The 15094-nt window shown below is 65.7% G+C and carries 6 protein-coding genes; 2 read left to right on the top strand and 4 right to left on the bottom strand.

Annotated features, from left to right (window positions below):
• The first annotated feature begins 181 nt into the window (after window positions 1-181).
• Both ACFWQC_RS15725 and ACFWQC_RS15720 read left to right on the top strand, forming a co-directional pair.
• Window positions 182-6619: a DUF3320 domain-containing protein gene (locus ACFWQC_RS15725; protein ID WP_378679534.1), complete on the top strand. Its 6438-nt coding sequence runs from the start codon at window positions 182-184 to the stop codon at window positions 6617-6619.
• A gap of 39 nt (window positions 6620-6658) precedes the next feature.
• Complete coding sequence (locus ACFWQC_RS15720) at window positions 6659-8002, top strand: DUF2510 domain-containing protein (RefSeq protein WP_378679531.1); 1344 nt, start codon at window positions 6659-6661, stop codon at window positions 8000-8002.
• 172 nt (window positions 8003-8174) lie between these two features.
• Here the strand turns inward: ACFWQC_RS15720 and ACFWQC_RS15715 are convergent, their stop codons facing one another.
• The 4 genes from ACFWQC_RS15715 to ACFWQC_RS15700 form a co-directional block, all read right to left on the bottom strand.
• Window positions 8175-9929 carry an ATP-binding protein gene (locus ACFWQC_RS15715; protein WP_378679528.1) on the bottom strand — a complete coding sequence of 585 codons (1755 nt, stop codon included), beginning with the start codon at window positions 9927-9929 and terminating at the stop codon, window positions 8175-8177.
• 228 nt (window positions 9930-10157) lie between these two features.
• Window positions 10158-11351, bottom strand: a complete 1194-nt coding sequence (locus tag ACFWQC_RS15710; protein ID WP_378679525.1) for a hypothetical protein — start codon at window positions 11349-11351, stop codon at window positions 10158-10160.
• The gene (locus ACFWQC_RS15705) at window positions 11348-13021 is read right to left on the bottom strand and encodes a type I restriction-modification system subunit M (protein ID WP_378679522.1); all 1674 of its coding nucleotides are present in this window, start codon (window positions 13019-13021) and stop codon (window positions 11348-11350) included. The genes ACFWQC_RS15710 and ACFWQC_RS15705 overlap by 4 nt, the downstream gene beginning before the upstream one ends.
• Window positions 13021-14889 carry a hypothetical protein gene (locus ACFWQC_RS15700; protein WP_378679519.1) on the bottom strand — a complete coding sequence of 623 codons (1869 nt, stop codon included), beginning with the start codon at window positions 14887-14889 and terminating at the stop codon, window positions 13021-13023. Before ACFWQC_RS15700 ends, ACFWQC_RS15705 begins: the two co-directional genes overlap by 1 nt.
• Between the last annotated feature and the right edge of the window lie 205 nt (window positions 14890-15094).

The raw sequence follows: 15094 nt of genomic DNA, 5'->3' as shown, positions 1-15094 counted from the left end.
GCAACGATCCTGTGGCCAACCACCCACAGCTTGCGCTCGCGAGCCTCATCTTTGCGGGTATCTACCAAATCTTGGGGTCGCACCACCGGACCGAGACCAAATCTCGAGCACCTGGGCGAATCTCCAGGGGCAGCAAACAAGCCAGGTGCACGCCTGGCACTCGATGTAGATCTGGATGAACATGCACCTCACTGACCACGAGCGTTTCGGCCGCGGACTCGCCCTGTTGCGCGACGCCCTTCGCCCTTTCGTCGACGCGAACCTCGGCCGCGATCTTCCACCGAGCACGACGTGGCCCGACCTGATCGTGGCACGAACCGAAGCCCGGCTCGGACGCGCCTACAAGATCGACCCCAACGATCCGCGGGTGTTGCTCCGTGTCATGCGCGACGAGTGGCGTGGATTCAAGCCGAGCCTGTCTCGAGTCCAGACCGGTTATGCCTCCGAGCTCCATGACACTGCCAACCGCTGGGCGCACAGCCCCGAGATGACCGCGCACGTCACCGACCGCGGCATCGACACGATGATCTTGTTGGCCGAATCGATCGGGGCTTCGGAGTACACACCCCGGTTCCAAGAACTGCTCGCAACCACGTCTGCCCAAGACACCAAGGCCGACGAGCGGATCCCGTCGACGTCTGACACAGGTGCGCCGAATGCTCCAGTCGACGGTGAGCGCGCCCGGTCGGGTGGCGCCGTTCGGGCACTGCCGAAGGACAGCCTTCCCGACGGGGTAGCTCAGATTGCGGTGGCAATCGGTGATCTCGAGGTGCGGCTGTCCTACCGGGCGTCGTTCAACTACGCCATGGTCATGAATCAGATCCCGGTCATCCTTGGCGTCGAGGTCTGCAACGTCGGGACTGCGCAAACCGATCCCGGCCCTCTCGAGATCAGCGTCCACGGATGGCCTTCGGCCGATGATGTCCGACCGCTCATCCTGGAGACCATGCCCCTCGGCCCTGGGCAGTCAGCGTCGATTCCGAGCGAACGGCTGCGTTGGTTCCTCAGTCCGGCCCTCTTCGCACATCTCCAAGAGGCGGTGACAGCAGGACTGCGGCTCCGCCTCGATGCGCATGACGCGGAAGCGTCAGAACCAGTGACCCTACTTGCCGCCGATGAGTGGGATGCCACATCCGTTCCGGAGACCCTCGCGGCCTTCGCTCGCCCACGCGACCCCTCGATCACTGCTCTGCTCGAAGAGGTGAGCACGCGTCTCGCGACAAGCACAGGCAGCCCAGACATCGACGGATACCAGAGGGGCCCAGACCGGGCTTGCGCCATCGTCCAAGCCATCTACGAGGCGATGCAGGCACGGCGTATCCGATACATCGAACCACCTGCATCGTTCGAGGGGACCGGACAGAAGATCCGTACGCACAAGGAGGTGCTCGAGGACCGCTGGGGAACGTGTCTGGACCTCGCTACCACCTTCGCCGCGGCGCTTGAAGCAGCTGGAATCTCGCCAGTGCTTGTGCTGACGACCGGTCACGCCTTCGCCGGGTGGCTGACCCAGGAGAACCACCTCTTGCCGGCGACCGCGCTCTCGGAGCGATCGACCCTGCTGATGGTCGCTGACTCGGCCGACTTCGTCTCGGTCGAACTGACCGCGCTCACTGATCGGGCAGAGCCGGTGCCGTTCCCAACCGCATCAGCGCAGACATCGCTGTGGTGGAGCCGGCGTACTGACGACCTGCGTTGGATGCTCGATGTCAAAGCCGCGCATCGGCGAGTCAAGCCTCTCCCGGTGCTCGTCTCGGGAGAGGGCGGGACGATCGAGGTCGTCGAGACCATCGAGGCGACCCGTGAGCTGCGTGTCCCCAAAGAGCTCAGCCAGATGCCCTCATCTGAGTTCCCGCCACGGGTAGATCAGTGGCGTCGATCGTTGCTGGACCTGTCGAACATGAACCCTCTCCTCAACCTCAGCCCGCGGCGTACCGGGGGCGCCGGCATCCACGTGCCCAGAGGTCGGATCGGCGACTTCGAGGACCGGCTCGCTGCGGGCACCGCGTTCCGGCTTCAGGCACACGACGACCTCAGTGAGCTGCATCTGCTTCAGGGAGCGCGATTCGCTCAGGACATCGACGCTGACGTGGCAGGCCGCCTCATGCTCGATGAGCGCACCCTCTTCATCACGATGAGCGACAAGGAGCATGTGAACCGTCTGGTGCGGTTGCAGAGACGAGCCCGCACCGAGCTCGAGGAAACAGGAACCAACAACCTCTACCTGACACTCGGGTCCGTCGTATTTTCAGCCGAAGCCACAGCCGGCCCGTCCCGCTTCGGAGCAAAGGCGACCGAGACAGCCGCACCGATCTTCCTGCTGCCGGTCAAGCTGGAAGGTAAGCGGGACACCAGCTTCCAGATCGTCGTAGAGGACGTCGATAGCACGGCGATGCCCAACCAGTGCCTCGCTGAGAAGCTGCGTTCTCAGTTCGGTGTCGAGGTACCGGAGCTGATCGCACCTGACCGGGATGACTCCGGCATCGACGTGATCGCCTCGATGCAAGCGATCCGCAGCGCGCTCAACAAGAACGGCATCAAAGGAATCCATGTGGAGGAGGACGCACATCTCGGCGTCTTCCAGTTCGCCACCTTGGAGATGTGGCGAGATCTCACCGACAACTGGCGAAAGCTGATCGAGCGTCCTGTCGTCAGGCACCTCGTCGAACGCCCGCAGTCAGTCTTCGATGACGACACTCAGGACCCGGACGACGAGCCGACCGCGGAGGCGACGACATACCTGCCGATCGCTGCTGACGGGTCCCAGCTGAAGGCGGTGCGATGGGCAGCCGCCGGAAAGTCATTCGTCCTCGAGGGCCCTCCGGGAACCGGGAAGTCCCAGACGATCACGAACCTCATCGCCAACTGTCTGGCTGAGGGTAAGAAGGTCCTCTTCGTCGCAGAGAAGCAAGCGGCGCTCGACGTTGTGCAACGACGGCTCGACGCCGTCGGGTTGGGCCCGTTCACTCTCGACCTGCACGGCCGGAAGCAGACCGCAGCCGCCGTACGTCGCCAGCTCACTGAGGCTCTTGAGACCCGGACGAGCACCAGCGCTTCGTTCACCACCCTCCGAGACTCCTACCGGTCCGTGGTCGAGTCGCTCTCCAAGTATCCGGACCAGCTCCACGAAGCCGGACCGACAGGCGAATCCGCCTGGGGAGTCCGCCAGGCACTCCTCGAACTGGAGAAGAGGGGTACGCCATCGCGGCGGCCACTGTCTGCGCTCCCCGAGGTCGGCCGACGCGTGATCCGTGAGGGTAACGAACCGGATCTCTACAGCCGTGCGCGCGATCTCGAGGCAGCAGTGACGTCCCATCCTGGTGCACCTCTAGACTCCCCGTGGACGCTGTCCGGACAGATCTCTGTTCACGCCGAGACCACACCGACGCTGCGGCATGCGACCACCGAGCTACTCGCAGCAGACCGAGCGGCGCACGACGACCACGGGCGAGCACTGCTCGACCTCGCCATGCGTCCCTCTGATTTCGAGCGGATCGCAGACTGGTTGCAGACGGTCACCTTGGGGTCAGGTCGTTCGACTGCCGAGGCTCGCTCAGTGGTCACCGCCGCGTGGAGACAGCGCGTCCAAGAGACGGCAAGCGCGATCGACCGATTCCGCACGACTCACTTGGCGCGCCTCGGTCCTTTCACCCCAACTGTCATCGAGATGGATCTGGACGGCCTGGTCGCACGATCGGTCGAGGTCGACGGAAAGCTCTTCAAGAAGAAGCCGCGGCAGGCACTGATCGACGAACTTTCTCCTACGCTCTCGCCCGCCGCAAACATCAACCCGAAGACCCTCACCGCGCAGCTTCGAACGCTGCTGACTGTCCGGGAAGAAGCCGCGGAACTCACCCGCTTCGTAAGCGGACTTGCAGGCGTCGAGCTCCCGTTCCGATGGAATCCGCTCGAAGACGACGCGGTCGAAGTCGTACGTCGCCAGGTCGATGCCGTCTTCGCAGCGTCAGCGCTCGCCGACCACATCGACAACGAGGCTCGCCTCGACGCCACCACGTCGACAATGATCGAGGCCGCCGCGCGCGGTCTGCCGGTCGGCCCCGAAGTCGCTCGACGTCTGGCACGCGCATGGACCCAGATCTTCACAGCGCTCAGGACAACGGACTCGACGATCACCCAGTGGCAGCAAGATCGCTCGCTGAGCGAGTCTCTGGCACGCGTTCGACGGACGTGGGAGAAAGATCTGGAGGACGACTTCCTGGCTCTCGCACGATGGACTGCCGTGTCGATCGCCGCTGGCACGCTCGCGGAGGCCGGCATGGGCGGGCTCGCCGAAGCTGCGCTCCGAGGCGAGATCCCCGGCCAGGACATCGAGTACGCGGCGATGCTCTCGTTCGCTCGAGCGTCCCTGGACGAGCGGCTCGACGGCAGCGGTCTGCGGTTCTTCGACGAGGAGGCCCGTTCCCACCAGGTCGAGCGATTCCTGACCACCGGCGTCGACCTTCGCGAACGGCTACGCAGCGAGCTTCCGGCAAGGATCGTCGCAGCTCGCAGCTTCGACCCTCGGCGACCGCAGGGACGGGTCGCCGACTTCCTCGGTCAGCTCGGCCGCAAGCGTGGCGGGATGACCACACGGGCCTTGATGCGCAATTTCGGCTCGATCATCACGGAGCTCACCCCGTGCGTGATGATGAGCCCTGGATCGGTCGCGCGCTTCCTTGAACCAGGCGCCGTGGACTTCGACATCGTCGTCTTCGACGAGGCATCTCAGATCCGAGTGCCCGACGCTGTCGGTGCGATGGGTCGCGGCAAGGCCGTCGTCGTGGTCGGTGACTCCCAGCAGATGCCGCCGTCCTCCGCCTTCCAGTCCAGCGGGCCCAAGGACGACGACGAGGGCACGTCCGACGCCCCGAGCGAGGAGGTCTTCGCGCTCAAGGACGAGGTCAGCATCCTCGAACAGGCCACGCAGTCACGCCTGCCCAGCCTGCCGCTGACCTGGCACTACCGCAGCCGGAACGAGGCGCTGATCGCGTTCTCCAACGCTCACTACTACAAGAACCAGCTCGCAAGCTTCCCGTCGCCACCAGATTCGGACGACTCGACAGGGCTGTCGCTCCGCCGTGTCAACGGCACCTGGGAAGGCGGCACCCGGGGAGCTCGGGTCAATCGGGCTGAGGCCGAGGCGGTCGTTCGAGAGGTCCGCACTGTCCTCGCACGTACGCCCGAGAAGTCCGTGGGCGTCATCACCTTCAACAACCAGCAGCAGACTCTGATCCTGGACATGCTCGAGGCTCTTGCGGCCGACGGCGACCGAGGTATCAGGGACGCCTTCGCACGCGATGACGAGCCGCTGGTCGTCAAGAACCTCGAGAACGTCCAGGGTGACGAGCGCGACATCATCTTGTTCACCCTCGCGTTTGGGGTGAGCGACAAGACCGGCAAGGTCACCAACAACTGGGGACCGTTGAGTCGCGAAGGCGGCGAGAAGCGTCTCAACGTCGCGATCACCCGCGCCAAGGAACGGGTCATCCTCTTCTCGTCCTTCGAGGCCGACCAGCTCGATGCCAGCACCACTTCGAAGGGCTTGCAGCATCTGAGGAGCTATCTGATCCAGGCACGAGACGGTGCCGAGGCAGCGGGACTGGACCGGCGACCACCCGTCGATCTGCACCTCGACGCCGTCGCTGCAGCTCTCGAAGAGGCCGGGCTGGAGACGCGCAAGTCCGTAGGGCTCTCCGACTTCACGGTGGATCTCGGCGTACGCTCCGGCACCAGGCCTTGGGTAGCCGTGCTCCTGGACGGCCCGGGCTGGCGCAACCGGGCGACGGTCGGTGACCGCGACGGTATGCCGCACGAGGTGCTGGTCGACGCGATGTCGTGGTCGGGGGTCGAGCGCGTGTGGCTTCCGACCTGGCTGCGTGACCCGCAGTCGGTGGTCGAACGGATCGTCGTCGCCGCTCGGACCTCCGAGCCACGCTCGGTCGTCGCCCTGGAGCCTATGGAGGTCGTCGACGATGACTCACCGGTGCTGGTCCGCGGCGTTGACGACGTCCCGGAGATGCAGCTCTTCTCGATGGTGAAGAGTGATGATCCCTTCGAAGCCGCAGACGCCAAGGCTCGCCATCCGAGGTGGGCGTTGGACCATCTCGAGTACGCCGACAACAAGCGGACCGTCACTCACGAGATCCAGGACATCGTACGCACCGAGGGCCCGATCCTGGCCGACCGGCTGGCCCGCGTCCTTGCCGCCAGGTTCGGGCTGGAGCGAGTTCGCCAAACACGAGCGGATGAGATCCTCGCGCTGGTCCCTCGAGGGATGATCCGGCGAGCTGGCAACGGCGACAAGGTCGCCTGGCCATCGAATCTGGACGAGAACGATTACGCGGCGTTTCGGGTGCCCACAGCTGGCCGCCGATCCGTCGAGGACGTTCCCTACCCGGAGCTGCGTAACGCCATGATCGCTCATGCTCGTGCAGCACACGGCATGCGGGACGCGGACCTGATGCGCGCCACCGCTCGCACCTTCGGTATCCAGCAGCTCGGCAGCAAAGTTGCCGAACGTCTGATGGGGGTTCTGACCGCAGCGGTCAAGTCCGGAGACCTGGGCCGCGACGGCGACCACGTCGTCGCGCTGACCACGCGCGTCAACAACGCGTCATGAGTTGGTCACGACAACATGAGCACAACAAGGGAGTAGCAGATGGTCGAGTATCGCGGCCACAACGGGACGATCGCGATCGAAGGTGATCAGATGGTCATCACCCACCATGGATTCGTTGCGAAGGCCGGCGGGCTGAAGACGAACAGTCCACGCCGCATCAACCTGGCGGCGCTGAGCGGCGTCCACCTCAAGCCGGCCTCGGCCCTGACCAACGGCATCCTCACGATCGGCACCGGCGGAGCAGCAGCCTCGCAGCGTCCGGCGGTCGACAGCGCGGACTCAGTGATGTTCCTGAAGAAGGACGCCGCGATGTTCCAAAGTCTTCACGACTGGCTGGCAACGGTCGTGAAGAAGAACCGTGCTTCCGGTGCGGAGCCGTCAGCGCCCGCTGTCGTAGCTCGCGGTGCCCGCGCCGGCTCGGGAACAACAGGGCTGGTGAGATTTGCCCTCTGGGGCCAGCCGTCCTACGCCGGCTTCGAGGTCGCCGGCGAGGGGCATCACTCCGCCGAGATCGCGAGGCTCTTCCCGCATGGCGTTCCGGAGGAGGGCGTCGAGGACACATTCGAGGCAGATCTCATTCCTGAGCCGACCAACCGCTACGACGCCAACGCGGTTCAGGTGGTCATCAGTGGGAACCTCGTCGGCTATCTCCCCAAGGAGGAGGCCGCGACATATCAGCCTCGACTGAGCAGGCTCGCGAACCAGGGGCTTCTCGCAACCGTCGGATCACGCGTCTGGGCGCGTCCGGAGATCGATTGGGAGAGTGGGCGACGGACCGGCCACATCCACGCCAGGGTGTCGCTGAAGCTCGCCGAGCCTCATCTCATCCTCCCGCTGAACACGCCACCCAGCGGAGTCGAGCTGCCGACTGGGCGCGCAGTGAAGATCGCGCCCGGACCTGGCGCTCAGGAGGCATGCGCACCATGGCTTCGCCCCGAAGGCGAGGGCTGGGTTCACGCAACTCTTCACCGCGTCGAAGAGGTGACGGCCCGCTCGACGAAGGAGCTGGTGGAGGTGCGGATCGACGGCGCCGCTGTCGGTCGCATGACCCCGGCCATGGGCCAGAACTTCCTCCCTGTGATCGACCTGCTCGACGACAGAGGTCTCGGGTGCGTCGTCCGGGCGATGGTCAAGGGCAACCGGGTGAAGGCCGAGGTCTCGGTTTCCGCGGCCAGAGCCAGCGAGCTCAGCGACGCCTGGTTGCAGGACCACATCTACGCGGTCAATGCCGGGGCAGGACCGTCCCCAAGCCATCCTGCCGATCCTGTAACCACAGTCCCGCCGCTCCACGTCTCCGCCGGCTGGTATGCCGATCCTGAGGGGGTCGCTGCCTCTCGCTACTGGGACGGGACTGCCTGGACGTCACACGTCAGTACGTCGTGACACCCGGCGATCTATCCCGCTTGCCTGTCACCACTTGGCCATGGTTCGCGACGAGCTGGAGCGGATCATCGCATCCTGACCGACGAGGCGAGAGTTCAGTCGGTCTCAGCGACTCCCGAGGCCGATTCATCAAATGCAAGCGAAGACGAGGCCAGACTGGCGCAACAACCGATTACTCGACCACCCGATACCGCTGACGACTGCTCCGCCCCGGGTGCAGCCTTCTGATGACTCCATCATCTTCCAGCTGCTTCAGTCGCCTGGAAACGGTGCTCTGCGACATGCGGAGCTGATCCTGGATCGCCTTTCTGCTGTTGTGACCCGCCCGGATCGCTTGAACGACCGCATCGAGGTCGGCGGTGACACCAGCAAACCCTTGAGACGTCACATCCGCGTCGTCCGGCTCGGCGTCAACAATCTCCAGCGGAAGGGCTTCTTCGATGAGGTGGTACGCCGCGTAGCGCCGACCTCCACGACTGAACGCAACCCCTCGGTCAACGAGATCTTCCAGCGCCTGACCAGCGGCGATGCGATCGATGCCCCAGGCCTGAAGCATCGCGTTGGTCGTCCGACCGGTCGTACGCATCATGGCAAGTGCCAGGTGTTGAGCATCGGTCAGACCACGCTGGCCGAGCGACCCGATCCACTCGATCGTGTCGGGGCCCAGCAGAGCGTGCTGCGGGACTCGGACTGTCAGATGGCCTGGACGAACGATGAACGCAGGCGGACTCATTCCCGCGCGCCGCAGCTCGGTCATCACCGTGTGCAGGCCGGATCCGCGGTTCTCACACAGCGCCTCGCCCGGCTGGCCCTCGACCTCGACGTCGGCCAGGATCGCCGCCAGAGTCTGGTTCCGGGACGTCGAGTGGTGCTCGTCGGCAGCAAGGTCGGCGACCGTGATCGCACCGTAGAGACCTCCGGGACTCTTCACCTCCAGCCGATCCGGATAGAGCTCGATCTGAACCTGGCTCCCACGTGCATCCGGGCTGTAGTCGCGGTGCATCAGGGCGTTCACGACGATCTCGCGGATGACGTCGAGCGGATAGTCGTAGACATCCCGCCTGCCGATGCCGGCGATGATCGCACCCACGCGCATGTTGCGGATCGCCATCGCGATCACGTCCGCGACGATCACGGGGAGCGGCCCGGTCAACGACGCGTTGTCGAGGAATCGTCGCCCCTCCGGGTCGGTCTCCCCCATCTTGAGTCCCGGCAGAGCCACGAAGGACACGAACAGCTGAGGGAAGAACTGCTGCGGGTAGGACCCGAGAGCAAGCAGGCCCGCGAGGGTCGGCTTGACCACCCCGTCAGGGCCTGGCGCGAGCACGCCGAGCTTGATCAGAAGCTGCTCGTCCTCGTCGCGGCGCAGACGCGGTGAATGTCGGCGCACGCGTGCCAGGTAGGTCGCGACCAGGTCCGTGTCGAGATCAGCGACCGACGCACGCTCGACAACCTCTTGATCGTACGTCGGCTGCATCCGGTTCGAGAGCAGCTGCGTGACCTCGTAGTGGGTCAGCAACCGGTCGCCGTCGCCGCCGCGGATGAACGAGCCCCCGTAGGCGCCCGGCTTCTTCAGATAGCAGGGCTTCTCGACCGGATCGAGCTCGGGCACGTCGAGACGGACGACAGCGGCGTTCTCGAACTCCTCGATCTCGACCTGGGCCCGACACGGTGGCTCGACGAGGTTGGCGCAGGCGTTCGCGAGCGCATCGCGGATGCGTGTGGCATCGAATCCGGATGCCGGGGCGAAGCCGTCCTCTTCACTGAGTCCCAGGATGATGGTGCCGCCGTCGAGATTGGCGAAGGCGCTGATCGTCTCGACCGTCGTGGTCGGAAGCCCACCGACCCCAGCCTTGACCTCGACGCCCGACATCTCTGCGTCGATGCGTCGCATCTGCTCGACGAGCGCCTTGGTCTCCATCCTCATCCCACCTACTTTTTCACACTTCCTCAACTTAGTCAGACTTTGTCACACTTGTTCACGAGGATGCGGCGACACGCTCGGTTGCCGGAGCCGCTTACTCAAATTCAGCCAGCGCACAGGGCCGGTCCGGTGGCGCCAGAACCGCACATGTGCGTGGAAGTGACGCCGCCAGTCGCCTGTCGAGTCGTCACTTCCACGAATGTGTGGGGGAAGTGACGACCCGATCCGAGGTCAGGCCGGAATTGCTGTACCGATGTCCTTCACGCGGAGCTTTCCGGACATCAGGAGGGGGAGGAGTTCGTCGCGGGTTGCGGCGAGGCGGCGGCTCTCCTCTAACGCTGTCGCAATGCGCGTTTCGAGCGCCCCCAACTGATCGTCGAGTACCTCGCCTACTACCGGATCGACGGCCGGGAGGTCGATGGATTCGAGTTGGCCCTTGTTGATAGAACCGAAGACGGTGCCTTCGGCCTCGTAAGGGGCCCACGCTTCGTGGGCCGCCCGTACCTGGTGAAGGAGGGTGGCTGAGCGGCCGTCCCGCGGCCGGAGGCCGGCGACACCGCGCCCCAAGCAGAGCTGCTCATTGGCGACATTGGTGCGACCGACGGGGGCGCGAACACTCAACAGCACGTCGCCTTCCGTCGCCGTCCGGACTGGTGCAGTCGTCCAGACGCGTCGCGTAGGGAACCGCACACCGAAATCGCGGACACCTTGATAGAAGGGCATCCCGATGCCATCTTCGTTGTAGCTCGTGCCAGGCGGTGACGAGCCCATTGTCACCACTGCAACCTCGACCAGCGGCACCGACCGGTCAACCAGGGCCTGACGCAACAAGGCGCTGCCCAACCGGTCCGCAGACACGATGAGGCGGTCGTTGGCGGCGATCTTGTCGTCGAGGGCACCTAGGACCTCGGCGATGGAGCGCTGCTGCTCCAGCGGCAGGAGGGGGATCTGCTTGTTAGCGGCGAAGGTTGTGTACTGGAATCGTCCAACCCCAGTGTGCTGGACGTGATACTCCGCCATCTCGCCACGGCGGTAGATCGCAGTCAGATACCAGTAGAGGTACCGCGAGTCGACCAGCGCTTCGTTGACGCGCAGGAAGCGAGTAAAACTGGCTCCGATCACCTTGCCGGGGATGGCGTCCAGGAGTTCCTGGGTAATAAGAACCGTGCGCCCGGTTGGCCTCCCCTGGGTTCCCCCGGCGGTCTCAAGGAGGATATCCCCGGCTTCAAGCGTCCGCCTATCGACTGTTCGATCGGGCAGGTAACGCAATGGAATCCTGTCGACCTTCCGATGTGGAACGTCCGGAAAGTCTGCGCCTCGAATCACATAGCGCGGCGTGTGGTTTGGGGCCAGGGTCTCCTGGCCCCAGTCGCCATCTTTGGTCGCAACCAACAGATCCTTCAGCAGCATCGACGATGCGGTCATGAGATCCGCTCAAGCTGCTGGCGTACGGCCTTCTCGAGGCGAGCGGACTCGTCGAAGGCCTCCAGAAGCTCGGTCGTGAGACGGGTGATCTTGGCATCCAACGGCTCGCCGTCGTCTTCGGTTTCGGGGGTGCCTACGTAGCGACCGGGGGTGAGGGCGTAGTCGGCGGCCTTGATGTCGGCGAGGGTCGCCGACTTGCAGAAGCCGGGGATGTCTTCGTACGACGCGACTGCGTTGGTCTCGACACCGCTCGATTCGCTCGCGGGCTCGACCGACGGTTGCGACGACTCAAACAGCGCTGGCTGATCGCTAGTCGAGGGGCTATTCATCCAGCGGTGGTAGGTGTTACCGATCTTGGCGACGTCGTCATCACTCAACGAGCGCTCGGCGCGATCGACCATGTAGCCGAGGTTGCGGGCATCGATGAAGAGGACCTCGCCGGCGCGGGACCCCTTGTCCTTGGCGAAGAACCAGATGCAGACGGGGATGCCGGTGGAGCGGAAGAGCTGAGTCGGGAGAGCGACCATGCACGAGACCAGGTCGGCTTCGACGATCTGGGCGCGGATGTCGCCTTCGCCGTTGGAGTTGGACGACATGGAGCCGTTGGCCATGACGACACCGGCCTTACCGCCGGGCGCGAGCTTGGAGAGGATGTGCTGGATCCAGGCGTAGTTGGCGTTGTTCGCCGGCGGCACCCCAAACCTCCAGCGGGGGTCCTCGGTGTTGCGGGTCCAGGACTTGATGTTGAACGGCGGGTTGGCCATCACGTAGTCGACTTGGACATCGGGATGGATGTCGCGGGCGAAGGTGTCGCCCCAGCGGGGGCCGAGGCCGGAGTTGTTGATGCCGTGGATGGCGAGGTTCATCTTCGCCAGACGCCAGGTCTCTTCGTTGGCCTCCTGGCCGTAGACCGAGATCGCGGTCGGGTCGCCATCGTGGGTCTCGATGAACTTCTCGGCCTGGACGAACATGCCGCCCGAGCCGCAGCAGGGGTCGTAGACGCGACCAGAGGTCGGTTCGAGGACCTCGACGATGGTGCGTACCACCGACGGGGGCGTGAAGAACTCGCCTCCGCGCTTGCCCTCGGCTGCGGCGAACTTGGCGAGGAAGTATTCGTACACCTCCCCCATCAGGTCGCGCGCACGATGCTCGCCCTGGCGGGAGAAGCGCATCGAGTTGAACAGGTCGATCAGCTCGCCGAGGCGGCGCTGGTCGATGTTGTCCTTGTTGTAGAGCCGCGGCAAGGTCCCGCGCAGGGACTCGTTGGCGTTCATGATCGCGTCCATGGCCTCGTCGACGAGCGAGCCGATCGTGCGGCCCGGCTCGTCGCCGATCGCGGGCTTGCCCTTGGCGTTCTCGGCGAGGTGCTGCCAGCGGGCCTGGGCGGGGACGAGGAAGACGCCGTAACCCTGGTACTCCTCGGCGTCGTCGATCAGGTCGGCGATCTGGTCCTCGTCATAGCCGTCGGCGAGCAGATCCGTGCGGATCGTCTCGCGGCGCTCCTCGAAGGCGTCCGAGACGTACTTCAGGAACACCAGGCCGAGGATGACGTCCTTGTACTGCGCCGCCGAGAGCGAGCCGCGGAGCTTGTCGGCAGCCTTCCAGAGCATGTCCTTGAGCTCGTCCATCGTCGACGGTGTCGACGGGTCCTTCTTCTTGCGCGGTGGCATCAGCCTGCTCTCCTCTGGATCCTCTGCGTGCTGTCGGACTGGTGGTCGGTGTCGAGGATGACCGTGCCTGCGGCCACTCCGTCGATGAGTGCGTTCTGGAGCTCGTGGGCTGCGGCCAGGCGCCGGCGCAGCTCGTCGATGTGGCCGTCGATGCTGGCCAGGGTGCCGTCGAGTGCGTCGGCGGCCTCGGCGGCCAGGACCGGGACAGTCCAGGTCTCCCACTCGCCGCCGGGCTGCCGGTTGATGATCGCAGCCAACGCGTAGGGGCCGAACGGCGCACCCACCTTCGGCCGCAGGATCCGCGACGGCGACCTCACGATCGCACCGCCGGTCTCGTCCACGGCTGCCGCTGGGGTGCCTTTGTCGCTGAAGACGACGTCCCCGGGCTCGGTCCTCACGGCATGAGAGTAGTGCCGCTCGGCGTCGAACGGATCGAGGCGTACGCCGTTGGTCGACCCGTCTGCCGCGAGGACCGGGACGGTCCCATCCGGGTCGGCGTGATCGAGGTCGATCCGAGCGCCACGGATGCGTTTGAGCTGCCCGGCGTCGCAGAGCTCGGCGAGCGAGCGCTGGCGCAGCACGACCGACCCCGGCGCCCGGTCGACGTCCACGTCGAAACCCGTCAGCGGTGCGCTCGTGGTCAGGGTGGCAGCGTGGACCCGGTCGAGATGGTCGCGCGCCTGGGCCGTGCCCAGGCGAGGGGCCACCGCCCCGCGCGGCACCAACGACGCCTTGCCGGCGCGGACCGGTGCCAGATCGACCGCGAGCGCGTAGCGAAACGCGCGATCCTCGGTCTGGGCCAGTGCCCCGCTGAGGTCGGAGGCCAGGTCAGGAAGATCGAGATCGGCCCCGGTCAGGTCGGCCACACGGACCCGGTCGGTGTGGACCCGACCGGACAGGACCCAAAGACCCAAGCCCTGTCGCGCGGCGTCCTTGCGCATGCCCCTGGGGAGCCTCGCGGCGAAACCCAGGTTGCCGGACCGCAATGTCTGCGCACGCTGAGCGTCCAGGTCACCGGCGAGCCGGTCGCAGAGAAGTGCCGAGGATCCGACAACCACGGCCGCGTCGAACGGACCGAGCTCGAGCACGGCCTCGTCGACCGCCTCCAGCGCCTCCAGGTCCGTGAGCCCGAGCACCGACACCACGCGTACGGAACTGGCTGCGTGGTCCACCACCTCGACTCCCGCGACGACGGCCCGGCGATGCAAGCGTCGGGCGGCGTCATCCTCACCGAGCAGCAGACCGGCGAACCCCTCGACGAGCGTGCTGGCGATGTGGACGTCACCACCCGGGTCCAGCGCGACGTCGTCGCCGAGATGGAGGCGGGCGGCCTCGACGACGGCGCGAAGCATCGCCAGCAGGTCAGCGGCCAACCCCAGGTCCTGTGTCTCACGCCGCAACCTGCCGGATCCGACCCGCGCCAGCGCGTCGGGGAGCCCGTAGGAACCCTCGACCAGGTCGTCCACATAGCGCAGCGTCGCGGCGTCGAGCGCCGCGTCGGCCAGCTCGCGCCGCACCAGCGCGTCCTCGGGATCGCGTTCAGCCGCGGCCGCAGCGACCCCGGCCGGGGCGAGCGGCCCGAGCTCGTCGACCCCGAGCGCGCGGAGACACAGCAAGGACACCACCATCTCGGGGTCGGCGCCGACCGGGGCGGCAAGGGTCGGAGCGTCGTACGCGTGGTCCGGGTTGTTCCCTCGGCCCGTCTCGGCCAGCCATGCGACGATCTCGTCGCGGTCGAATCGCTCGATGCCGGCAACGATGTCGACCGGCTTCGGGAACGGGATCACCCGTCCACGTACGTTGGGGCGACGGCGCCACATCGACACGGCCGGGCGGCTGACGCGTGCCACGTCGGCGATGTCTTGCATGGTTAGCGTCGGTGCGGCCCGCTCCACGTCATGCCCCTTCCTGCTCGCCTGGTGTCCCCCTCACGATAAGCCGAACATCGAGCGTCGAACTGATGAATCGCTGTTAATGCCCCTTATCGGCGATCTTCGTGGCCGACAACGTTGCCTGGCTCCAACCTTCTCTCATCACGAGCTGCAACTCCGCAGCCACAGGGAGGGAGCAAAC

This window comes from Nocardioides sp. NPDC058538 (assembly GCF_042719275.1).
GTDB lineage: Bacteria > Actinomycetota > Actinomycetes > Propionibacteriales > Nocardioidaceae > Nocardioides.
This window is presented reverse-complemented; position numbering and strand designations above follow the sequence as displayed.